Below are 331 nucleotides of genomic sequence, written 5' to 3'. Positions count from 1 at the left end.
CTCAAGCGGCCGATGATACTATGCTGGAGACGGCATGGAAAAGCAGGTGGCTGCCGGATCCCTATAAAAAGAAACCACTCACGAGAGTGTTTTATATAGAACGGACATATCTGAATGGGCGGAGCTGATAACGAAGCCTGTGATGCCGGAAGGTGAGAAGGATGTGTTAACCTGATTCAGCAGGGCAGTGCTGTTCCATATAACTGGTTTTTACCAGTGATTAGTGGATTCGAGCTTATCGAGTTTGCTAATGACTGATAAATATCAGTCGAGTGCTAACGTATGCACCTCAAGGACGTTGTCCTTTCGGTCGCGTGCAGGCACGCTATAA

It is taken from the genome of Clostridium sp. AM29-11AC (genome assembly GCF_003480545.1).
Lineage (GTDB): Bacteria > Bacillota > Clostridia > Lachnospirales > Lachnospiraceae > Otoolea > Otoolea saccharolyticum_A.
The sequence above is the reverse complement of the archived record's forward strand: the minus strand, read 5'-3'. Positions refer to the sequence as shown.